Here is a 22,502-nt window from a genome sequence, read left to right as displayed (position 1 = left end):
CCCTCCTCACTTTCTTTAAATACTATTCAGGACTTCCGCAATATGGAGCACTTTCACCGGTTGCCCCTTCCTTTGGATCCGTCCGCCGATATTCATCAAACATCCTGCATCCCCACCAATTAAAAAATCGGCCCCGGTCGCTTCAATATTGCAGACTTTCTCCTCCACCATTTGCCCGGAAATGTCCCCCATCTTAACCGAAAATGTTCCCCCGAACCCGCAGCAATTCTGAGCATCGGGAAGAGGTGTCATTTCCAGACCCTTAACATGGCTTAACAAAATGGCAGGTGCTTCCTTCACCTTAAGTAGCCGTGTCATATGGCATGAAGTATGATAAGTTGCCTTTCCCTTAAGGGTAGCCCCGACGTCGGTTACTTTTAAGACATCCACGATGAATTGGGTCAATTCATATGTTTTAGCCGCTAATGAAGCTGCTTTCTTTTCCCATTCGGCATCGCCTTTGAAAAGGACCGGATATTCTTTGAACATCGCTGCACAGGAACCGGAAGGGGTTACGATGTATTCAGCATCCGCGAACGTTTTAATCATCTTTTTCATAGCTTCCTTCGAATCCTTCGTATACCCGCTATTATATGCCGGCTGTCCGCAGCATATCTGGGATTCCGGGAAATCAATCTCACAGCCTAATCTCTCGAGCAGCTCCACTGTCGCCTTGCCGACATTGGATTGAAACAAATCAACCAAACAGGTTGCAAAGAGAGTAACTTTCAATCTGAACTCCTCCTTTAACAAAATAGGTTAACAGGTCATCTGATGACTAAAAAATAGAAAAAGGAAATGGTTAAGAGAATATACCAATTTCCAAGATTTTTAAATGAAGTAATCGTTTTCAAAATAATATATCAATTTTATCTTTGTTTGTATAGGGTATTTTTCAAATTTAAAGGAAGATCAACGATTCTTTTGCTGATTCTTTTGGATGACCCGGTTCAGTGATTCCTCGACGCTTTGAAGGTGAAACAGCATGGCATTGCGGGCTCCAGCTTCATCTTGTGCCACGATTGCATCATATATCCGGGCATGCTGCTGGTAAAGCTGCTTAAGTGTCATCTCTTCGGAATAAAGCGCAATCCGACGGATATCACGCATCTTTTCCGTCATTAACTCTGAAACGTGGTTCATCAATGTTATCAGCAGCTCATTTTGGGAAGCATTTGCCACTGCGACATGGAAGGCGATATCCGCTTTATCACTAAGTTCTTCATCGAAGGATACCTTCTCAATATCAGAAAGCCTTTCTTTGAGTTCGATAAGGTCTTCTTCCGATCTTTTCTTCGCTGCCACCTCTGCCGTGCCGGACTCAAGGATTTTCCGAACTTCCAGCAAATGCTGGATATTGTCTTGATCCATCAAAAGGGCAGCGGACAAGGGATGGTTCATGATAGTAGGGTCGAAGGTTTTAACGAATGTTCCTTCCCCTTGTTTTATTTCAATGAGGCCCATTGAACTTAATGCACTTAATGCCTCACGGATGGCCGGGCGCCCAACTTGGAAATTTTCCGCAAGCTGCTGAATGGAATCCAATTGTTCACCTGGTTTCAGGATACCTGACCGAATCATTTCATAAAGTTCATCGCTGACTTCTTCATAAATTTTTTTCGGCTTTATTTTTTTATATACCAAGGGTAGCACCTCTATTTTCTATGAGTTTCTCTGGTTAATATTATATAACACAAATGATCTTTCACACTTCCAGAAGGTTAAAAATCAACAAAAAATAAAAAAAAATCTTGATTTTATATTTTTAATCATTTAATTTTAATGAATACTCATCAAGTCATCTGATGACTTTGAATATTTGGATATGTAAGGGTTTTCAGTTAATGGTAGATTTCTGAAATTTTAAAAAAATTTATAGAAAATGGAGTCGAAATGAATGACATGGACACAAAACTTTACGCCAATCACCGATAATTTAGTTTTATCATCTCTTGTCGCACTCATCCCAATTCTTTACTTTTTCTGGGCACTTACCATCAAACGGATGAAAGGGTACATTGCTGGTATAACCACGTTGCTTGTAGCTATTGCAGTGGCCGTATTGTTATATGGAATGCCGGCAGGAAAAGCGGTGATGTCTGCTTCACAAGGAGCGGTATATGGGCTGCTCCCAATCGGATGGATAATCATCACTTCAGTATTTTTGTACAAAATGACTGTTAAAAGCGGGCAATTCAATATTATTCGCTCTTCTGTGCTTTCGCTTACCGAAGACCGCCGCCTTCAGGCGTTATTGGTGGCATTTTCTTTCGGGGCCTTTTTAGAAGGTGCCGCGGGATTTGGAGCACCGGTCGCCATTTCAGCCGCGCTTTTGGTTGGTCTCGGTTTTAACCCGCTATATGCTGCCGGGATTTGTTTGATCGCGAACACCGCACCGGTAGCATTCGGGGCGGTTGGCATACCGATCATCGCCATGGAAGGCCCAACTGGCATTGCCGCCATGGAGATTTCAAAAATGGTCGGCCGTCAATTGCCATTCCTTTCGGCTTTCATTCCGCTATATCTCATTTTGATAATGACTGGGTGGAAAAGGTCGCTCGAAGTCTTGCCGGCAATTTTGGTTTCCGGATTTTCCTTTGCCATCACCCAGTACTTAAGCTCAAATTTCCTTGGGCCTGAATTACCGGACATCCTTTCTGCGTTAGTGTCACTATTTGCATTGGCGATCTTCCTTAAATTCTGGAAACCTAAAACGATCTTTCGCTTTGCATCCGAGGAAACGGCAGCAGCTGTCGAACCTTTGGATGAAACAGCCGAAGCGGAAACAACGTACACGAAATGGCAGGTTTTCCATGCTTGGTCACCATTCCTTCTGTTAACGCTTTTCATCTCAATATGGGGGATGAACCCAATTAAGCCTGCGCTCTCCGGACATTATGAAGGCAACAATGTGTTGCTTGGCGGAATCAATGAAATTGGGAAACTATTAACCTTCCAAATCGAAGTTCCAGGTTTGCATAATGAGATAATCGGAAGCAACGGATTGCCGATTGCGGCTTTCTATAAAATAGAACTGCTTGGAGCAGCCGGAACTGCCATTTTGCTGGCAGCCATCGTTACGAAGTTCATCGCACATATGTCTGCAAAAGACTTTTTTAGCACCTTTGCGGAAGCGATGAATGAGTTGGCAAAACCAATCTTGATGATTTCATCCGTGGTGGCTTTTGCCTACATAACGAATGCTTCAGGCATGTCGACAACATTAGGGATGACCCTTGCAAAATCGGGGGATTTATTTCCGTTCTTCGCACCGGTTCTCGGCTGGCTGGGTGTGTTCATTACCGGGTCGGATACATCAGCCAACCTCTTATTTGGCAGTCTTCAGAAAGTTACCGCACTTAAAGTGGGGATGGAGCCGGTCCTGGCGCTTGCGGCGAACTCATCCGGAGGGGTCACCGGAAAGATGATTTCACCACAATCGATAGCGATTGCTTGTGCCGCCGTTGGATTGGCCGGCAGGGAATCAGAATTATTGAGGTTCACGCTCAAACATAGTTTATTCTTGCTGCTGCTTGTTTGCGTGATTACCTTCTTGCAAAATGGCGTCCTTTCCTGGATGATTCCATAAGTAGAAAGAGGCTCCCTTTCGAAAGGGAGCCTCGAAGTATTTTCCAAGCCCATTCAATAAAGGAGGACATATAATGCAATTGGCAGCTGTGGCAGAAAAATTGGTTCATGAGGTTCGAAAACTGATTGATGAGGAAATCATCATTATTGATCATGCTGGCACGATTATCGCAAGCACCGATGGCAGCCGTATCGGATCTTATCATGAAGGAGCCATCCACGCTTTCAACAATCGTGAGAAATTGATCATCAACAAACAGGATGAACGAAGTTGGAAAGGGGTGAAGGCAGGAATAAATCTACCTATTTTCTTTAATCAGGAAGCCGTTTGTGTAATTGGAATCACGGGAGACCCCAAACATGTTTCCCCCTATGCAGAACTTTTAAAAAAGATGACGGAGATGTTCATTCAGGAAAGCTATCATATCGAACAAGCAGAATCCCAATCACGTCTGATGGAATTCTTTGTATTTGAATGGCATCAGCTGCAGATGTTCAATGAACCATTCCTTCAGAAGGCTAAGTTGCTTGGGGTCGATGTTCATGCAGACCGGATCATAACCCTTGGTGAATTTAAGACTGAAAAAATCATCGAACCTCATGTGTGGAGAACGCTTCAGATGTACATAAAACAGCAGCATCCCAAGGACATCGTGGTCCGTTGGGGGAGGAACCAATTCGTCATTCTTTCGATAGCCGATTTTATCGGTTCAAAAATCCAACAACTAAAGAAATTAAGCAAACTGATAAGAAATCTGGAAGAGAGTTCAGGTTTTAAAGTGAGCGCAGGGGTTAGTTCGCGTGCACCGGGATCCGCATTCAGGCAAGCATTTTTTAAAGCGGAACGTTCCTTGAAAATCGCGTTACCTTCATCGGAAATAATATTTGACGAGGACTTGAAGCTTGAGGTCCTGCTTGATGAAGTTACCCCTGAAACAAGACATGATTATTTATCCCGGACTATTCAGGATTTGCTTCCTAATGAGGAGCTGCTTAAAACCCTTTCCATGTATTTTGCAAGTGATCTATCTTTGAAGGAAACCGCTGCAGCCCTGCATATCCATATCAATACCCTCCATTACAGGCTCAAGCGCATAGAAGAAATGACCCAGTTGAATCCTAGGAAGCTAGCCGATTTGGTCACTATGTATCTAGCACTAAGAGTATTGGATAAACATACAAATTAATTCCATGGAAAGCTGTAAATTCTATATGTTCATACATAGAAGGTTGAATGTTATTTTCTTATACTTAAATCATATAAAAAATATCGAATTCCATTTGTTTATATGAGGAGGATATACATGTTAACAAAGCAGGTTAAGCAAATACTTCTTACCATCGTTGGTCAGGAGAATTACGATGACTCGAAAGTTGAATGTCTTGTCTATTCATATGATGCCACGCCAGGGTTTCAAGCGATGCCGGATGCAGTCATTAAACCGGGCTGCACAGCTGAAGTCGCAGCCATCGTAAAAGTTTGCAATGAATACCATGTTCCGATCGTTCCACGGGGGTCGGGGACGAATTTGTGCGGAGGCACCTGCCCGACAGAGGGGGGGCTTGTCCTTTTATTCAATCGAATGAATTCATTACTCGAAATAGATGAGGAAAATTTAACGGCGACCGTACAACCTGGGCTCATCACATTGGACTTGATTTCAGCAGTTGAAGGAAAGGGCTTGTTTTATCCGCCCGATCCAAGTTCGATGAAAATCTCCACGATTGGCGGCAACATTAATGAAAACTCAGGTGGACTGCGTGGGTTAAAGTACGGAGTCACCCGTGATTATGTCATCGGGCTTGAAGTGGTCCTTCCGAATGGGGACATCATCCGAACAGGGGGCAAGCTTGCCAAAGATGTAGCCGGATATGATTTAACGAAGCTTTTTGTCGGTTCAGAGGGGACGCTGGGCATTGTTACGGAAGCGATCTTAAAGCTGATTCCAATCCCGGAAACGACAAAGACGATGCTAGCCCTATATCAAGATCTGGATGCTGCGGCCCAGTCAGTGGCCAAGATCATTTCAAATAAAATCATTCCCGTCACACTGGAATTTCTGGATCGGCCGACGTTGATCGTGGTTGAGGACTTCGCGAAAATCGGTTTGCCCACCAATGTGGAGGCGGTCCTGCTGATTGAACAGGATGGTCCGCCGGAAGTGGTGGAACGTGATATGAAAAGGATGGCCGATATCTGCCTAGAAGAAAAGGCGGTTTCTGTGGAAATTGCCGAAACGGAATCTGACGCAATTGCCTTGAAAACGGCAAGACGGACAGCCCTTTCCGCACTGGCACGCCTCAAGCCGACGACCATTTTGGAAGATGCCACCGTTCCCCGGTCGGAAATTGCCAAAATGGTTAGGGCGATTAATGAGATCGCAAGCAAGCATAACGTGGACATTTGCACTTTCGGTCATGCGGGTGATGGGAATCTGCATCCAACGTGCATTACCGACGCTCGTGACCAAGATGAAATGGAGAGAGTGGAGCTCGCCTTTGCCGACATTTTTGCCGTGGCTATCGACCTTGGCGGGACGATTACCGGTGAACATGGTGTAGGAGCGATGAAGGCCCCTTATCTTGAATGGAAGCTGAAGAAAGAAGGGATTGCCGCCATGAGAGCGATTAAACAAGCATTCGATCCCAATAACATCATGAATCCCGGTAAAGTATTTGCCAAGGAAAGCAGGAAAAGGGTGGTGGTATCTTCATGACGACAGTTCAGGAAAGGGAAACCATTGCCCAACAATTCGCGGAAAAAATGAATGAAGATGAATTGTTGAATTGTATGCGCTGCGGCTTTTGCTTACCCCATTGCCCGACATACATGGAATCGGGGTTGAAGGAATCCCATTCACCAAGAGGCAGGATTGCACTTATGAAAGCGGTGGCCGATGGTGTAATTGCGCCCGATGAGGATGTTGAACGTTCTTTGAGTCTCTGTCTCGGCTGCAGGGCTTGTGAGCCTGTCTGTCCTTCAGGTGTGAAATATGGACATCTTCTAGAAGAAGCAAGGGATATCATCCATCAGAATAAGAAACACAGTCTCCCTGTAAAAACGATTCGCAAGGCCGTTTTTAGTGGATTATTCCCGCATCAGGAGCGAATGCAGGCTATGACGAGTTTGCTAGGCTTCTATCAGAGATCAGGACTCCAATATGTGGCCCGTAAAACGGGAGTCCTGAACATGCTTCCGGATAATTTGGCAACCATGGAAAAAGTGCTGCCGAAGGTCCCAAAAAAATCAGAAATGAAAAATAGGCCAACTGAGCTGCCTGCAATCGGAACAGCACTCAAAAAGGTGGCTTTCTTTTCCGGCTGCTTGATGGATACGATGTTTTTGGAAACGAACAAGGCTACACTAAAGCTGCTTCAGCTGGCTGGATGTGAAATCGTTATTCCGAAATCCCAGGCTTGTTGCGGGGCACTGCATGGACACAGTGGTGAAAAAGAAGGGGCAAAGCAACTGGCCAGGCGTAATATTGAAGCTTTTGAAGCGGACGAAGTGGATTATATTATTACGAATGCCGGCGGTTGCGGAGCTTTTCTCATAGACTATGACCATTTGCTCCAAGATGAATCGGAATGGAACGACCGGGCAATCGCATTTAAAAATAAGTTGAAAGATATAAGCGAGATCCTTGTGGACTTGCGTTTTCAGGAAAAAGTCCGTCTGAAACTGCCAGCACAATCAGTAACTTTTCAGGATTCCTGTCACTTACGGAATGTGATGAATACCTCCATGGCTCCGCGAATTCTCCTTCAATCGATAGAAGGAATCGACTTCAGGGAAATGAAGGATGCGGATCGGTGCTGCGGATCGGCAGGGATTTATAATATTGTTGAATCAGAGATGTCCATGAATATCCTCGACACTAAAATGGAGCACACTAAATCGACACAGGCCGATATCGTTGTTACGGCAAATCCAGGCTGTTTGCTACAAATGCAATTGGGGATCGAGCGGGAAAACCTGGGGGCATGTACGAAAGCGGTGCATATAGTGGACCTGCTAGTGGAGGCCGTGGGTTTATAATAGAAGAAAAAAGATTAGATGAAAATAATGAAATGGGATTATTTGGGTAAACATTACATTTTTAAAAATGGGGGAACCGTTATAATACCTGGATTTCATTTGAAAAATTGTTCTATGTTGAGAACAAATTGTAATGATATAACATAAATGAAATATTGATTTCTCGTTTACTTAGGTGTATGGCGGGTAGAGTTTATATATAGCATCACTAAACCAGTCACCAAAACCTAAGGAGGAATGTAAAATGAATAAAACAGTATATGGAGTATATGAATCAAATGCAGAAGTGATCCAAGCAATCAATGCACTTAAGGCCAAGGGCTTTGAAGGGGACGATATTACGGTTGTCGCAGACAAGGAAGAAACATTGGATTTCACGAACCAGCAACGCGAAACGGATGTTCATACGATGACGAATGTTCCTAACGACGAATCATTCATGGACAAGGTGGCACGCTTCCTCATGCCGGAAGATACGGCAGACCTTTCAACAAGATTGGCGAATGCTGGTCTTTCGAATAGTGAAGCGGCTGAACATGTCTTTGATGTAGAAAACGGAAAAGTCCTGGTTCTGGTCGAAGAAGGTGAAGGGCACCTGGGGACGGCAAGAGATAAATTCACGACAGGAACAATGGACACTGCCGGTACAAGGCTGGATACGAACTCCGCCAACCCGCTTTATAACGGGACTGAAAAAAACGATGCACTGAATAAAGAAGATGTTTATGGAGTGAACGGGCAAGGCCGTGAATTGCCTGAAGATGAAAGGACGCTTACACTTCGGGAAGAACAGCTGAACATTGACAAAGAAAGAGTTCAGACAGGTGAAGTGGTCATTAATAAAGAAGTCAATGAACAACATAAAACGATAAATGTTCCTGTTGAACACGAAGAAGTGACAGTCGAGCATAGATCGGTTTCAGGACGTGAAGAGAATCTGGAAACTGGAAGCATTGAAGATGGAGAAACACTACGTATCCCAGTAGTTGAAGAAAAATTGGAAGTTTCGAAAAAACCTGTTGTCACAGATGAAATTGTCATCAGGAAACATGCTGTACAAGAAACGGAACAAGTTCAGGATACCCTTAAAAAGGAAGATATCAAGCTTGATAGTACAGATGAATCGTTCGTAAATGAGAAAAAGGCAACTGAACGAAGAAGCGACCGCTTCTAAGAGTGATGGAAATGGCCTGCAGTTTTTAAAACTGCAGGCTTCTTTTTATTTTAAAGCTTGATAAAGAGGTTTGAACTTAGTGGAGGAGAACCTTTGAATGGGCCATTTTTTGTTTAATTAGCACCCATCGGGGTATAAATACAGATAAGAAGAAATATCGGAATAATAGGAGGAAGATGCATGGGAAAAACATTATATGGTGTTTTTAATACGGAAAAAGAAGTAATCCAGGCTATACAATCCCTCAAGGAAAAAGGGGTCCATGAGGGAGAAATAACTGTAATGGCTGATAAGAAAGAAGATTTGGGTTTCGTCAATGAAAAGCGGGATCCGGATGTAGACGTCGTTACTAACTCGAACGACGATTCCTTCATTGATAAGATGAAACACTTTTTCCTGAACGAGGGTTCTGGAGATATAAGGAACCGACTAGGTGACTTAGGGCTTGCCGATAGTGAAGCCACCGCTTATATAAACGAAGTGGAAGCTGGAAAATTCCTGATTCTTTTAGATGAATCGGAAACTTTATCACAACGAGAAGGCGTAACTTCCAACGGCATGCAGGGTGCAGACGAACTACCTGCAGAGAATCCGCTTAAAACAGGGGTGGTGAACAATCCGGACCCGAACCTTTTTCCTGAAACAACTGCGAATGCATTTCAAACAAGGGAAGTGGAAGCACAGCCAGGAAGAAGCGAAGAACTTCACGGAAATTCTGCCAACATCTTTGATAAGGAAGAGCTGGATACGAATCGAGCCCAAGAAAGGGAAATCAGGGGGAACTCCACCGAAAAGTATAAGGAACAAAAGCCAGGGGATCATAAGTCCCTGGATCCTCAAGGAGCACTGGATCGGACCTTAAGCCCGAATGCTAATACTGGGCAGCAAGAGAAAGAGGACATCTTGAAGGATGAATACATTAAAAATCGAATTAATACCGATAATCTATAATACTGAAATAGCAGCCTGCACAAGGCTGTTATTTCAATTTGTAGACAAAAGGGGTTCTATCTAAATTTCCAAACAAAGTTGATTGGAACGGGTATGCGAGACCCCGCAGGCGCAAAGGCGCCGAGTAGGCTCCCGGACCGCTAGCGGAAAGTCAGTGCCTAGAGGCAACGTTCGAATTGTACAATCCCTTAAAAAACTGTAGATAATTGTCATCTTAAACCCTTTAGGCAAAGGGTTCCCTCGTATATTAGTCAGGAATTCTCAATAGACTATTTGCTTGTTTATTGATAAAGCCGCAAGGTATAATTACAAAGGAATTTTATTATAAGTAAAGTAACAAGGAGGGGGAAAAACATGGAAAAAAACGTATATGGTGTTTTTGACTCTAATCCGGAACTACTTGCTGCAATTCAAGATTTACAAGCAAAAGGCGTGACTGGCTCCCAAATGACAGTAGCAGCTGATATAAAAAATGATGTGCAGCTTGGAAATGAACATACGGATATCCTGATCATCGCCAATCAGGATAAGGAGGATACTCTTTTTTTAAAAATTTTCCACTACTTCACTGATGAAGGATCTGGAGATTTACGCAGCTTTTTCACGAAATACGGCTACTCTTTTGCTGAGACAAAAGCGATGCTTAAAGAAGTGGGCGCTAAGAAATTCATTCTTCTTATCGATGAAGAAGTCTCTATCGAAGAATTGAAGGCTGGCGCCGGTAAAGTGGTACCAATGAAGAAGTAAGCTAATCAAAAAAATAACAGCCTTTGAGGGCTGTTATTTTTTTAATCCTTCTTCGAGGGCAGTGATCATTTCCTGTTTTTCCTGTTCAGATGAATTTTGCCAGATGACCTCGAATAATACTCCCAATCCAGGAAGCATTTTTTCCTCGCCATTCTGTATGGCATCGACAATCGTGTCTTCCAGCTGCTCTTGCGAATTTCCAGATACATTTTGGATGATCGCATTACGTAGGTTTAAATTCACAATTATTCCTCCTCTAACACATAATGACTGACATTAATAGCATTTCACAAACTCGCATGCAATATGTATGTGAATTGCGTTATAATAGGAAAATCAGTGTTAAGTTAAAGGAGCGTTTACCCTTGAAATATATCGAATCGGTAAAAAACTCGCAAGTGAAGCAATGGAAAAAGCTATTGACGAAAAAAGAACGAGATAAAACAGGCAAATATTTAGTCGAGGGTTTTCACCTAGTTGAAGAAGCCTTAAAAGAAGATATCGTCATGGAAGTGATCGTCAATGAAGAAACTGAAATGCCAGCCCATTTTAAGCTGGAAGGCACAGAAGTCATCTATGTAAAAAATGATATTATGAAGGCGATATGCGATACCGAAGCCCCACAGGGAATTGCAGCTGTTTGTGAACAGAAATCAACGAGCATGACGTCCATTAATCCGGATAAACTATTGTTGATCGATGCTGTCCAGGATCCGGGGAATATTGGAACGATGATCAGGACAGCGGATGCAGCTGGAATCGATGCGGTCATTCTTGGCGAAGGGTGTGCCGACTTGTATAATCCCAAAGTGGTACGTTCGACACAAGGGAGCCTATTCCATATGCCTGTCATTAAAGGGAACCTTTCCGAAATCATCGATGAGCTGAAGCAAATCGGCACACCGGTCTATGGCACTGCATTGGAAGGCGCATCTCCATTTGAAGAAGTGGAAAAGTCTTCCCGATTTGCCCTGCTGGTCGGCAATGAAGGCCAAGGAGTATCGAAGGAATTACTGGAGAAAACGACTAAAAACCTTTATATTCCCATCTACGGAAAAAGCGAATCTCTGAATGTGGGGATCGCTGCCGGGATTTTAATGTACCATTTACGAAAATCGATTTGAAACGGCCGTGGAATTATAATATAATAAAACTGAATTTTATATTGAAACAACGATGACAAAGAGTAGTAACTTAAGTTATCCATATCCAGGGAAAAAATGCCTTGACTGAAAGCATTTTTATGGCACTGCTTAAGGGAATTCACCTTTCGAGTTGGCATTGGGAAGACAAAATGTCCGAAAAATGTTCCGGTGAAGAGCCGTTATTTTTAATGAAGTGAGTGCAGAAGTTTATTTGTTCATGCACTAATAAGGGTGGTACCGCGATACATAAACCTCGTCCCTTTAGGGATTGGGGTTTTTTTGTGTTCATTTTTACAAAAGGAAAATAAAGGAGGAAGACATGATGCAGGAACGTTTACTAGAACTGCAGGAAGAAGCGTTGCAAAAAGTTGCCGCCGCTTCCGAATTAAAGGAACTGAATGAAGTACGTGTCGCTTATTTAGGGAAAAAAGGACCAATCACTGAGGTATTGCGCGGCATGGGTAAATTATCTGCCGAAGAACGTCCGAAAATCGGGGCACTAGCCAATGATGTTCGGGAAGCGATCGCAACAAAGATCGAGGAGAAACAAAAAGCACTTGAAACTGCGGCAGTCAATGCTAAGCTAGCAACTGAAACGATTGACGTCACACTTCCAGGACGTCCGGTTAACAAGGGGAATCTTCACCCATTAACACGTGTCGTGGAGGAAATCGAAGACTTATTCATCGGTATGGGTTATACGGTTGCAGAAGGTCCCGAAGTTGAAAGCGACTACTACAACTTCGAGGCACTTAACTTGCCAAAAAGCCATCCGGCACGTGATATGCAGGACTCCTTCTACATCACGGATGAAATCCTGATGCGTACGCACACTTCACCGGTTCAAGCAAGAACCATGGAAAAACATAAAGGTCAAGGTCCTGTTAAAATCATCTGCCCGGGTAAAGTATATCGCCGTGATAACGATGATGCGACACACTCCCATCAATTCCAACAAATTGAGGGCTTGGTCATCGATGAGAACATCAGCATGAGCGACCTGAAAGGAACGCTTGACGTATTTGCGAAAAAAGTATTCGGGCAAGACCGTGAAATCCGTCTTCGTCCAAGTTTCTTCCCATTTACGGAGCCTTCCGTCGAAGTGGATATTTCTTGTAAAATCTGCGGTGGTAAAGGCTGTAGCGTATGTAAACAAACAGGCTGGATCGAAGTGCTTGGCGGCGGGATCGTTCATCCGAACGTCCTTGAAATGGCTGGCTTCGATTCCAAGAAATACTCTGGATTCGCATTTGGAATTGGCGTGGAACGGATTGCCATGTTGAAATACGGTGTGGACGATATTCGTCATTTCTATACGAATGATGTTCGATTCTTAAAACAATTCAACCATCACGAAGCATAAATTTTTATTTTAAAAAGGAGGACCTACCATGTTTGTGTCATATAAATGGTTACAAGATTATGTTGACCTTTCAGGCATCAATGCGACGGAGCTAGCAGACAAAATCACGAAAAGCGGCATTGAGGTTGAAGGGGTAGAAAAGAAAAGTGAAGGGCTTAAGGGAGTCGTCATCGGGCATGTCATTGAACGTGAACAGCATCCAAATGCGGATAAATTGAATAAATGCCAAGTTGATATCGGGGCCGAAAATCCCGTTCAAATCATCTGTGGGGCACCGAATGTCGATAAAGGCCAAAAAGTTGCAGTCGCTACTGTTGGCGCAGTCCTTCCAGGTAATTTCAAAATCAAGAAAGCGAAACTTCGCGGAGAAGAATCGCACGGGATGATTTGCTCGCTTCAAGAATTGGGCTTCGAGTCCAAGCTCGTGTCCAAGGATTATGCTACAGGCATCTTCGTTTTCCCTAATGATGTGGAAGTGGGGAATGATGCATTGGAGGAACTCGGATTAAGTGATGAAGTGCTTGTACTTGGACTGACTCCAAACCGTTCTGATGCATTAAGCATGCTTGGTGTTGCATACGAAGTGGGTGCCATTCTAGGCCGGGAAGTGAAATGGCCGGTTGTCGAGAAAGAAGAGGCAGCTGAAAAAGCTTCTGATTATATCAGTGTCAAAGTGGAAGCGAAAGAAGATAACCCGATATACATTGCAAAAATCATTAAAGATGTTAAAGTCGGACCCTCACCACTTTGGATGCAGACTCGGCTAATGTCTGCAGGTATCCGACCTCATAATAATGTGGTCGATATCACGAACTACATTTTGCTTGAATATGGTCAACCGCTACATGCCTTTGATTATGACCGCTTTGGGTCAAAGGAAATCGTCATCCGCAGAGCGAAAGATGCAGAAAAAATCGTAACGTTGGATGAAGCTGAACGCACTTTGACACCAGACCATTTAGTGATCACAAATGGAAGCGAGCCTGTTGCAATAGCTGGTGTAATGGGCGGAGCGGATTCAGAAGTGAAAAATGATACAACGAACATCATTATTGAAAGTGCATATTTTGCAGGTACAGTAGTTCGTAAAGCTTCTAAAGACCATGGCTTACGCAGTGAAGCAAGTGCCCGTTTTGAAAAAGGCGTCGATCCGGCCCGTGTACGTGAAGCTGGAGAACGTGCAGCACAATTGATTGCACAATATGCTGGCGGAACAGTCTTACAAGGAGCGGCAGAAGTGGATGAATTGACAATGGAACCTGCGGTCATTAGCATCACACTTGAAAAAATCAACACACTTCTTGGAACAAGCATGACCGTGTCAGTTGTAGAGTCCATCTTCAAACGCCTTCAATTCGGCGTCGAACTTGACAATGAAACGTTCACCATCACTGTCCCGACGCGCCGTGGTGATATTACGATTGAAGCTGATTTAGTTGAAGAGGCTGCACGTTTATATGGATATGATAACATTCCCGCTACACTGCCGATCGGTTCTTCTACTCCAGGCCAATTGACTGACTATCAAATTAAACGGCGGAAAGCACGCCGTACACTTGAAGGCGCAGGCCTTTATCAAGCGGTGACCTATTCACTGACAAGCCAGGAAAAAGCGTCCCAATTCGCATTGGAAGCTAGAGAATCCATTCGTTTAGCAATGCCAATGAGTGAAGAACGGAGCCAATTGCGTTTGAGCATCGTTCCTCAATTGCTGGAAGTCGTGAAATATAACAATGCCCGCCAAATTGATTCACTAGCCTTGTATGAAATCGGTTCGGTTTTCTTTAAGCAGGACGAACAAGAACTACCTGAAGAAAAAGAACATGTTGCTGGAGCCATTACAGGCCTATGGGAGTCGCACCTATGGCAAGGTGAAAAGAAACCAGTGGATTTCTTTGTAGCCAAAGGCGTGATCGAAGCGTTATTCGATACACTTGGATTAACTGATCAAATCAGTTACCGCCAAGCGGAAATCAACGACATGCATCCAGGACGGACAGCGGAAGTACTTTTGAATGGTGATGTGATAGGCTTTATCGGCCAAGTGCACCCAACCGTCCAAAAAGACTTGGATATTAAAGAAACATACATTTTCGAACTTTCCTTAAAAGCATTGGCCGAAGCCGAAGTCGCGCCGATTGCCTACAAAACCATTCCGCGCTATCCATCAACAACACGCGATATCGCGCTCGTTGTGGACCAAGCTACGAAAGCCGGGGACATTCAGGATATTATTGAAGAAGCTGGCGGCAAACTACTGAAAGAAGTAAGCATCTTCGACTTATACGAGGGTGACAGAATGGAGGAAGGCAAGAAATCCATTGCCTACTCACTGAAATACTTCGATCCGGAACGTACGCTAACGGACGAGGACATTACAAAAGCACATGAAAAAGTGCTTGAAGCCGTCAAAGAAAAAGCTGGCGCAGAACTAAGAGGATAAAACCAGAAAGACAGCTCCCTGAATCCAGGGAAGCTGTCTTTTTATGAACTCACGAGTAAAACGTGCGAATTCACGAGTAAATGGCGTGAATTCACGAGTAAATGTCTCGAATTCACGAGTAAAGTGCGTAAACTCACGAGTAAAACGCACGAATTCACGAGTAAAGTGCGTAAACTCACGAGTAAATGTCTCGAATTCACGAGTAAAGTGCGTAAACTCACGAGTAAATGGCGTGAATTCACGAGTAAAGTGAGTAAATTCACGAGTAAATGTCTCGAATTCAGTGAAATGTGCAAATTCACGAGTAAATGTCTCGAATTCAGTGAAATGTGCAAATTCACGAGTAAATGGCGTGAATTCACGAGTAAAGTGAGTAAATTCACGAGTAAATGTCTCGAATTCAGTGAAATGTGCAAAATCACGAGTAAATGGAGCAAACTCACGAGTAAAGTGCGTAAACTCACGAGTAAATGTATCGAATTCACGAGTAAAGTGCGTAAACTCACGAGTAAAGTGCGTAAACTCACGAGTAAATGTATCGAATTCACGAGTAAAGTGCGTAAACTCACGAGTAAAGTGCGTAAACTCACGAGTAAATCACGCAAACTCACGAGTAAATGTCTCGAATTCAGTGAAATGTGCAAATTCACGAGTAAATGGAGCAAATTCACGAGTATATCACGTTCTTCATTAAACAAAAAAAGGCGGCTGTACCCGGAAGGTCAGCCGCTTTCCCTTATTTATGATATTTCTGTTGATATAATCGCTTCGCTTTTTCTGTATTGGCGAAGTGGGTTTTCGTGAATTCGTTTAATGATTCGATTCCTTTCTCATGAATCAATCTTGCGGCCGCTTCATCGACTGCAAAGCCGGCACCTTTAGGGATTTTGAATCCGGCTTTTTCACTCAGCAAGTCAAAGCGTTTGACGAATGCATATCGGGCCAGGATGGAAGCGGCTGCCACTCCAAGGTGTATGCCTTCCGCTTTTGTGCATAAATAGGTGGCATTGGCTTGAAAGAGTTCTTGGCCTTTTAGGTAATTGAAAAATACATCTGGTTGAGCGAATTGATCAATAAGGACCGCTTCCGCTTCTTCCGGCTGGATTTTTTGCATGAGATTCTTGATAGCCTGGTTATGGAGGAGTGCCTTCATTTTTCCTTGTGACATTCCCTTTGCCTGCAGCGTATTATATTTCGGGTTGTCGCATGTGAGCAGGCTGAATGGCACCACATCCTTAATTTGTTTGGCAATTTCGATGATTTGTGGATCCTTCAGATTTTTGGAATCCTGGACACCAAGTTCCTTCAACAGGGCGAGTTGCTCCTTTTTTGCATATACGGCCACGACGGTGATCGGACCGAAATAGTCTCCTGTTCCGACTTCATCGGAACCAATCACTGACATGTTTCCGATATTTGCAGGTGGTGAATAGCGATGGACGTTTACTGATGCAGATGAAGCCGTTTTTTTCTTTGGAGCCACAGCAGTAGTATTTTGTTGCCATTTTACCGCTTCCTGTTCGGCATTCTTACCCTGAAAGAGTACCTTTCCGGATTTATAGGCGGTCACCGTACATAGCGGCGGTTTTGCGGAAAAGATGCTTCCCGGCGGCAGCTTGGCGGCCAAGGATGAAGAATAATGGGATTTCATCGCCTTTATTTGTTCAGGGCTGATAAGTAAAACTACATGGGACATAATGGGTAAACTCCTAACTTCATTTTATTTTTTAGGTAATCTTCTTCCTTAAGTCGTTTTTTTTTGACAAATTATTGTATTTTTTATGCAAGAAATGACGCTGTACTCTCTTTCATGACGAAAAACTTCATGATATGATAGAATTAGGATTGTTTAGATTGGGGGCATCATTTTGTCAGACGATAAACGAAATAAAACAACAGTTGATATATACGGACAACCATATACAATAGTCGGTACAGAAAGCGCGAGTCATATGCGCCTGGTCGCTTCGATGGTTGACGAAAAAATGAGAGAGATCAGGATGAAAAATCCATATTTGGATACAAGTAAGCTAGCGGTACTAACGGCCGTGAATACGATTCACGAATATATAAAATTAAAAGATGAACTAGACCAGCTTCAACTGGAATTAAAGAGAGAGAAGGACTGAGTACATGCTTGATTTAGCAATTCTGGCCATTCTTTTAATCGGTTTATTAATCGGTTTAAAGCGTGGCTTCATTTTACAAACGGTTCATATGACTGGGTTCATAGTAGCCTTCATCGTCGCCTATGTATTTTACGGAGATCTTGCTCCCAATTTGAAATTGTGGATTCCGTTTCCGACTATGGGGGATTCCTCGACCATTAATATGTTTTTCGATACAGTCGGGCTGGACACGGCGTATTACAATGCAATTGCCTTTGCAATCATTTTCTTTGCTGCCAAGATTCTTTGGCAAATGATCGGGTCCATGCTGAATTTCATTACCCATCTTCCGATTTTAAAACAGCTGAATCGCTGGGGTGGAGGGATATTGGGCTTTATCGAAGTCTATCTTATCATGTTTATTATATTATATATAGCTGCCATGCTGCCAATGGATTCCATCCAGAAACCATTAACGGGATCTTTTCTGGCAGAATCGATCGTGAAACATACACCGTTCCTTTCCGAGCAAGTGAAGGAACTTTGGTTTCATGATTTAAAACAATCTTAATGTCAGTATACGAGGGCCTGCCTCCCTTTCTCAAAGTCCTAGATTCCTATACTTTGAATGGGGGAGGCCCCTTTTTATGTAGCAGCATGTAACTTCCTCCCTGATTGAATCAAAAGTCAAGAATCGGACTGCTTGTACTTTACCTCCAAGAAAGGTATCTTTAAGAAAGTGAACATGGGACACCCTACTAATTTTTTCGGCGGTGAATGAAATGACGATTAATAAAAAAGATATCATTAAATTATTAGAAAAAATCGCAATATATATGGAATTAAAAGGAGAGAACCCGTTCAAGGTTTCAGCTTTCCGAAAGGCAGCAGGCGCCTTGGAGACAGATGACCGGAGCCTGACGGCCATCGAAGACTTTACCGCTTTAAATGGAATCGGGAAAGGAACGGCATCCGTCATCGAAGAGTATATGAATGAGGGGAAATCGACTGTACTTGAAGAGCTTCAGGAGCAGGTGCCAAAAGGTCTGATTCCGCTCTTGCAGCTTCAAGGTTTGGGCGGGAAGAAAATTGCCAAGCTTCATAAAGAGCTGCATGTAAATGATGTGAATGATCTTAAACTCGCCTGTGAAGAAGGCAGGGTCGCGGCGCTTGCCGGTTTCGGCAAAAAAACGGAAGAGAAGATCCTGTCTGCGATTGCCGAGGCAGGTTCAAGGCCTGATCGGCTGCCCCTTGCCTTCATGAGGCCGATTGCGGATGATATTGAAACGGCCCTTGCTAACATGGAATACATCATCCGTTCTTCCAGAGCCGGCAGCATCAGGCGTATGAGGGAAACGATCAAGGACCTCGATTTCATCATCTCGACAGATCATCCCGAAGAAGTTAAGGATCAACTGCTTGCATTAAAGGGCATAAAGCAAGTGATTGCAGCGGGTGATACAAAAGTATCGGTCGTGCTAGATTATGAATATGATATTTCCGTCGATTTCCGGATCGTGAAGGATAAGGAATTCATAACGACACTCCATCATTTTACCGGTTCGAAAGATCACAATGTGCGAATGCGCCAGCTGGCTAAAGATCGCGGTGAGAAAATCAGCGAATATGGGGTGGAAGTGGCTGAAACCGGTGAGGTATTGACGTTTGAAACAGAAGAACGTTTTTATAATCATTTTGGTCTTCCATTCATTCCCCCAGAACTGCGTGAAGACGGAACGGAAGTAGAGCATTATGATGCAAATGAACCTCTCATGTCTTTGGAGGCCATCAAAGGTGACCTGCACATGCATACCACATGGAGTGATGGGGCTCATACCATTGAAGAAATGATTGAAGCGTGCCGTGCAAAAGGTTATCGATATATGGCCATAACCGATCATTCGCAATATTTGAAAGTTGCGAACGGCTTGACCGTGGAACGTTTACGGGAACAAAAACGGATCATCCATGAAATGAATGAAAAATACGATGATTTTACCGTTCTTTCGGGGATTGAAATGGATATACTTCCTGATGGGACACTTGATTATGACGATGAGCTGCTTGCAGAGATGGATTTGGTTATCGCATCGATCCACTCAAGCTTTTCACAGCCGCGGGAAACGATCATGGAGCGCTTAAAAACGGCTCTGAATAATCCGCATGTCGACATAATCGCCCATCCAACGGGAAGGATTATCGGCAGACGCGCCGGATATGATGTCGATATAGAGATGCTGATCGAACTGGCACGCGAAACGAATACCGCCTTGGAATTGAATGCGAATCCGAACCGATTGGATTTGGCACCTCCCCATCTGCGCAAGGCACAGGAAGCAGGCGTTCCGATTGTTATCAATACAGATGCCCACAGCATCGATATGCTTGATCATATGCCTGTTGGGGTCTCGTCGGCCAAAAAGGGCTGGATTAAAGAATCAACGGTTCTTAATGCAAGGGATACGGATGGATTATTAGCGTTTTTAAAGAGAAATGATTAACTATTTGCCCATAAATAAGGAGGAGCTTTAACTCCATGCATAATAAAGCTTTAAAGACATTGGAATTTCATAAAATAAAAGAACAATTAATCTCACACGCATCCTCTTCCATAGGAAAAGAGAAGGCACAGCACTTGATGCCTTCTACTGATTTTGAAGAGGTGTCGAGATGGCAGGAAGAAACAGATGAGTCAGCAAAAATCGTCCGCTTGAAAGGTAACTTGCCATTGGGCGGGATTTTTGATATCCGTCCTCATGCAAAAAGGGCACAGATTGGCGGAATGCTCTCACCTATGGAATTGATGGAACTTGCGAGTACCATTCGAGCCGGCAGGATTCTCAGCCGTTTCTTCGAAGAACTTGCAGAACAGGAAATTGAAGTTCCGCTTTTAGCCGAATATATCGATTCCCTTCATCCATTGATTGATTTGCAGCAGGAAATTACGTATGCAGTAAGCGAGCATGGCGAAGTGATGGATTCTGCTAGCGATAAGCTCCGTACCCTAAGAAACCAAATTCGGACGAACGAAAGCCGTGTCCGGGAAAAACTGGAAAGCATGATCCGTTCTTCCAATGCATCAAAGATGTTATCGGACGCCATCATCACCATCCGGAATGACCGTTTTGTCATCCCGGTAAAACAGGAATACCGCAGTGTGTATGGCGGGATCATTCATGATCAATCCTCATCTGGGCAGACATTGTTCATTGAACCGCAAGCAATCGTTCAATTGAATAATGTCCTGCAGGAAACCCGAGTGAAGGAAACGCAGGAAATAGAACGGATCCTGGTCGAACTTTCGGAAAAGGTAGGTGCGTTCACCCCTGAATTGCTTCATAATGTCAAAGTCCTTGCACAAATCGATTTTCTTGTCGCCAAGGCAAAGTATGCAAAAGCGATAAAAGGGTCCAAACCGATTCTGAATAATGAGGGACGCGTGAAATTATTCAAAGCGAAACACCCGCTCATTCCGAGTGATGTTGTCGTAGCCAATGACATTTTCCTTGGTGATGAATTTACGACAATCGTCATCACCGGACCGAATACAGGAGGTAAAACGGTTACCCTGAAAACGATTGGCCTCTGTACATTAATGGCCCAGTCAGGTCTGCAAATCCCTGCGCTTGATGGTTCCGAAACGGCAGTGTTTTCCTCTGTTTATGCCGATATTGGCGATGAACAGTCGATTGAACAAAGCTTAAGTACATTCTCTTCGCATATGGTCAATATTGTCGATATCCTTAAGAATGTCGATTATGATAGCCTAGTTTTATTCGATGAGCTTGGAGCGGGAACTGACCCTCAGGAAGGTGCCGCTTTGGCCATTTCCATTTTGGATGAAGTGTATAAGCGCGGTGCACGTGTGATTGCCACGACACATTACCCGGAATTAAAAGCTTATGGATATGATCGGGAAGGCGTCATTAATGCAAGCGTTGAATTTAATGTGGAAACATTGAGTCCCACCTATAAACTTTTGATCGGTGTACCGGGACGGAGTAATGCGTTTGAAATATCCAAGCGCCTTGGTTTGGAAGAAAGCGTGATAAGCAACGCCCGCAGCCATATTGGTGAGGATACGAATAAAGTTGAGAATATGATAGCGTCCCTTGAAGACAGCCGCAAGAAGGCCGAAGAAGAGGAGCAGGAAGCCAAGAATCACTTGAAACAGGCAGAAATCCTTCATAAAGACCTTCAAAGGCAAATTGGTGAATACCATGAAGAACGGGATGCTATGGTTGAAAAGGCAGCAAAAGAGGCAGCGGCGATCGTTGAAAATGCACAAAAAGAAGCGGAAGCGATTATAGCTGACTTACGTAAACTGCGACTCGAAAAGCATGCCGATGTTAAAGAACATGAACTGATTGATGCAAAAAAACGGCTCGAAGAAGCAGCGCCTAAAGTGAAAAAAACATCAAATAAAGTGGCGAGGCCTCTGGATAAAAGCTTGAAACCTGGAGATGAAGTAAAGGTCGTAAGTTTTGGTCAAAAAGGTCATTTGATCGAGAAGGTATCAAGTAATGAATGGCAGGTTCAGATCGGCATCATGAAAATGAAGGTGAAGGAGTCTGACCTAGAATTCATCAAGGCCACGAAAGTAAAAGAAATAAAGCCGCTTACTACGGTAAAAGGTCGCGATTATCATGTTAGCGTGGAACTTGACCTACGTGGTGAACGCTTTGAAAATGCAATATCAAGAGTGGAAAAGTACGTTGATGATGCTCTTTTGGCCGGTTATTCCAGTGTCTCCATCATTCATGGTAAAGGAACGGGCGCTCTCCGGTCCGGGGTCCAGGAATACTTGAAAAATCACCGCTCTGTCAAAAGGATTCGCTTCGGCGAAGCCGGTGAAGGCGGAACAGGTGTTACGGTGGTGGAATTTAAATAAAGGAAAGTGGTCATTCCGGCTAACTGCCAAGCCGGGTGGCTAGTTACCATTCG

General features: G+C 43.7%; 19 protein-coding genes and 1 other annotated feature. Of the genes, 14 read left to right on the top strand and 5 right to left on the bottom strand.

Annotated features, from left to right (window positions below):
- Positions 1-15: 15 nt before the first annotated feature.
- Together QUF78_RS19700 and QUF78_RS19695 are read right to left on the bottom strand one after the other, a co-directional pair.
- The gene (locus QUF78_RS19700; RefSeq protein ID WP_289325978.1) at positions 16-732 is read right to left on the bottom strand and encodes a (Fe-S)-binding protein; all 717 of its coding nucleotides are present in this window, start codon (positions 730-732) and stop codon (positions 16-18) included.
- 180 nt (positions 733-912) lie between these two features.
- Positions 913-1,644, bottom strand: coding sequence for a FadR/GntR family transcriptional regulator (locus tag QUF78_RS19695; RefSeq protein WP_289325977.1), 732 nt, complete (start codon positions 1,642-1,644; stop codon positions 913-915).
- Positions 1,645-1,897: 253 nt separating this feature from the next.
- Between QUF78_RS19695 and QUF78_RS19690 the strand changes: the two genes are divergently transcribed.
- From QUF78_RS19690 to QUF78_RS19660, 7 genes are all read left to right on the top strand, one after another.
- Positions 1,898-3,589, top strand: a complete 1,692-nt coding sequence (locus QUF78_RS19690; protein ID WP_289325976.1) for an L-lactate permease — start codon at positions 1,898-1,900, stop codon at positions 3,587-3,589.
- Between the two features lie 73 nt (positions 3,590-3,662).
- A complete protein-coding gene (locus tag QUF78_RS19685; RefSeq protein ID WP_289325975.1) occupies positions 3,663-4,775 on the top strand; it encodes a PucR family transcriptional regulator in 1,113 nt (370 codons plus the stop codon).
- Between the two features lie 117 nt (positions 4,776-4,892).
- Complete coding sequence (glcD, locus tag QUF78_RS19680) at positions 4,893-6,305, top strand: glycolate oxidase subunit GlcD (RefSeq protein ID WP_289325974.1); 1,413 nt, start codon at positions 4,893-4,895, stop codon at positions 6,303-6,305.
- Positions 6,302-7,627, top strand: a complete 1,326-nt coding sequence (locus QUF78_RS19675; protein ID WP_289325973.1) for a (Fe-S)-binding protein — start codon at positions 6,302-6,304, stop codon at positions 7,625-7,627. Before glcD ends, QUF78_RS19675 begins: the two co-directional genes overlap by 4 nt.
- A gap of 244 nt (positions 7,628-7,871) precedes the next feature.
- Positions 7,872-8,801 (top strand): YsnF/AvaK domain-containing protein, encoded by a 930-nt coding sequence (locus tag QUF78_RS19670; RefSeq protein WP_289325972.1) that lies wholly within the window; start codon positions 7,872-7,874, stop codon positions 8,799-8,801.
- A 180-nt stretch (positions 8,802-8,981) separates the two neighbouring features.
- Positions 8,982-9,752: a YflT domain-containing protein gene (locus tag QUF78_RS19665; protein WP_289325971.1), complete on the top strand. Its 771-nt coding sequence runs from the start codon at positions 8,982-8,984 to the stop codon at positions 9,750-9,752.
- Between the two features lie 354 nt (positions 9,753-10,106).
- On the top strand, positions 10,107-10,499 hold the full coding sequence (locus QUF78_RS19660) for a general stress protein (RefSeq protein ID WP_289325970.1): 393 nt from the start codon (positions 10,107-10,109) through the stop codon (positions 10,497-10,499).
- Between the two features lie 33 nt (positions 10,500-10,532).
- On the opposite strand, the gene sspI is transcribed toward QUF78_RS19660, so the two are convergent.
- Entirely contained in the window at positions 10,533-10,742 is a 210-nt protein-coding gene (gene sspI / locus QUF78_RS19655; RefSeq protein WP_214748415.1) for a small acid-soluble spore protein SspI, read from the bottom strand.
- 122 nt (positions 10,743-10,864) lie between these two features.
- Between sspI and QUF78_RS19650 the strand changes: the two genes are divergently transcribed.
- The 3 genes from QUF78_RS19650 to pheT all read left to right on the top strand — a co-directional run bounded on the left by QUF78_RS19650 (position 10,865) and on the right by pheT (position 15,450).
- Positions 10,865-11,623, top strand: coding sequence for a TrmH family RNA methyltransferase (locus QUF78_RS19650; RefSeq protein ID WP_289325969.1), 759 nt, complete (start codon positions 10,865-10,867; stop codon positions 11,621-11,623).
- Positions 11,624-11,666: 43 nt separating this feature from the next.
- Positions 11,667-11,908: a binding site (T-box leader), on the top strand.
- Positions 11,909-11,966: 58 nt separating this feature from the next.
- Entirely contained in the window at positions 11,967-13,007 is a 1,041-nt protein-coding gene (pheS, locus tag QUF78_RS19645; RefSeq protein ID WP_098370018.1) for a phenylalanine--tRNA ligase subunit alpha, read from the top strand.
- Positions 13,008-13,035: 28 nt separating this feature from the next.
- Positions 13,036-15,450, top strand: a complete 2,415-nt coding sequence (gene pheT, locus QUF78_RS19640) for a phenylalanine--tRNA ligase subunit beta (RefSeq protein ID WP_289325968.1) — start codon at positions 13,036-13,038, stop codon at positions 15,448-15,450.
- Positions 15,451-15,491: 41 nt separating this feature from the next.
- Here the strand turns inward: pheT and QUF78_RS19635 are convergent, their stop codons facing one another.
- Together QUF78_RS19635 and rnhC are read right to left on the bottom strand one after the other, a co-directional pair.
- Positions 15,492-16,148: a hypothetical protein gene (locus tag QUF78_RS19635; protein ID WP_289325967.1), complete on the bottom strand. Its 657-nt coding sequence runs from the start codon at positions 16,146-16,148 to the stop codon at positions 15,492-15,494.
- 38 nt (positions 16,149-16,186) lie between these two features.
- Positions 16,187-17,146, bottom strand: coding sequence for a ribonuclease HIII (gene rnhC, locus QUF78_RS19630; RefSeq protein ID WP_289325966.1), 960 nt, complete (start codon positions 17,144-17,146; stop codon positions 16,187-16,189).
- Positions 17,147-17,318: 172 nt separating this feature from the next.
- Here rnhC and zapA point away from each other — a divergent pair, with 172 nt between their 5' ends.
- The 4 genes from zapA to QUF78_RS19610 all read left to right on the top strand — a co-directional run bounded on the left by zapA (position 17,319) and on the right by QUF78_RS19610 (position 22,449).
- Positions 17,319-17,579: a cell division protein ZapA gene (zapA, locus tag QUF78_RS19625; RefSeq protein WP_048678967.1), complete on the top strand. Its 261-nt coding sequence runs from the start codon at positions 17,319-17,321 to the stop codon at positions 17,577-17,579.
- Between the two features lie 4 nt (positions 17,580-17,583).
- Complete coding sequence (locus QUF78_RS19620) at positions 17,584-18,129, top strand: CvpA family protein (RefSeq protein ID WP_289315420.1); 546 nt, start codon at positions 17,584-17,586, stop codon at positions 18,127-18,129.
- A gap of 211 nt (positions 18,130-18,340) precedes the next feature.
- The gene (gene polX / locus QUF78_RS19615) at positions 18,341-20,059 is read left to right on the top strand and encodes a DNA polymerase/3'-5' exonuclease PolX (protein WP_289325965.1); all 1,719 of its coding nucleotides are present in this window, start codon (positions 18,341-18,343) and stop codon (positions 20,057-20,059) included.
- 35 nt (positions 20,060-20,094) lie between these two features.
- A complete protein-coding gene (locus tag QUF78_RS19610; protein ID WP_289325964.1) occupies positions 20,095-22,449 on the top strand; it encodes an endonuclease MutS2 in 2,355 nt (784 codons plus the stop codon).
- Positions 22,450-22,502: the final 53 nt, after the last annotated feature.

Origin of the sequence: Peribacillus sp. ACCC06369 (genome assembly GCF_030348945.1) — a bacterium.
Taxonomy (GTDB): Bacteria; Bacillota; Bacilli; order Bacillales; family DSM-1321; genus Peribacillus.
This window is presented reverse-complemented; position numbering and strand designations above follow the sequence as displayed.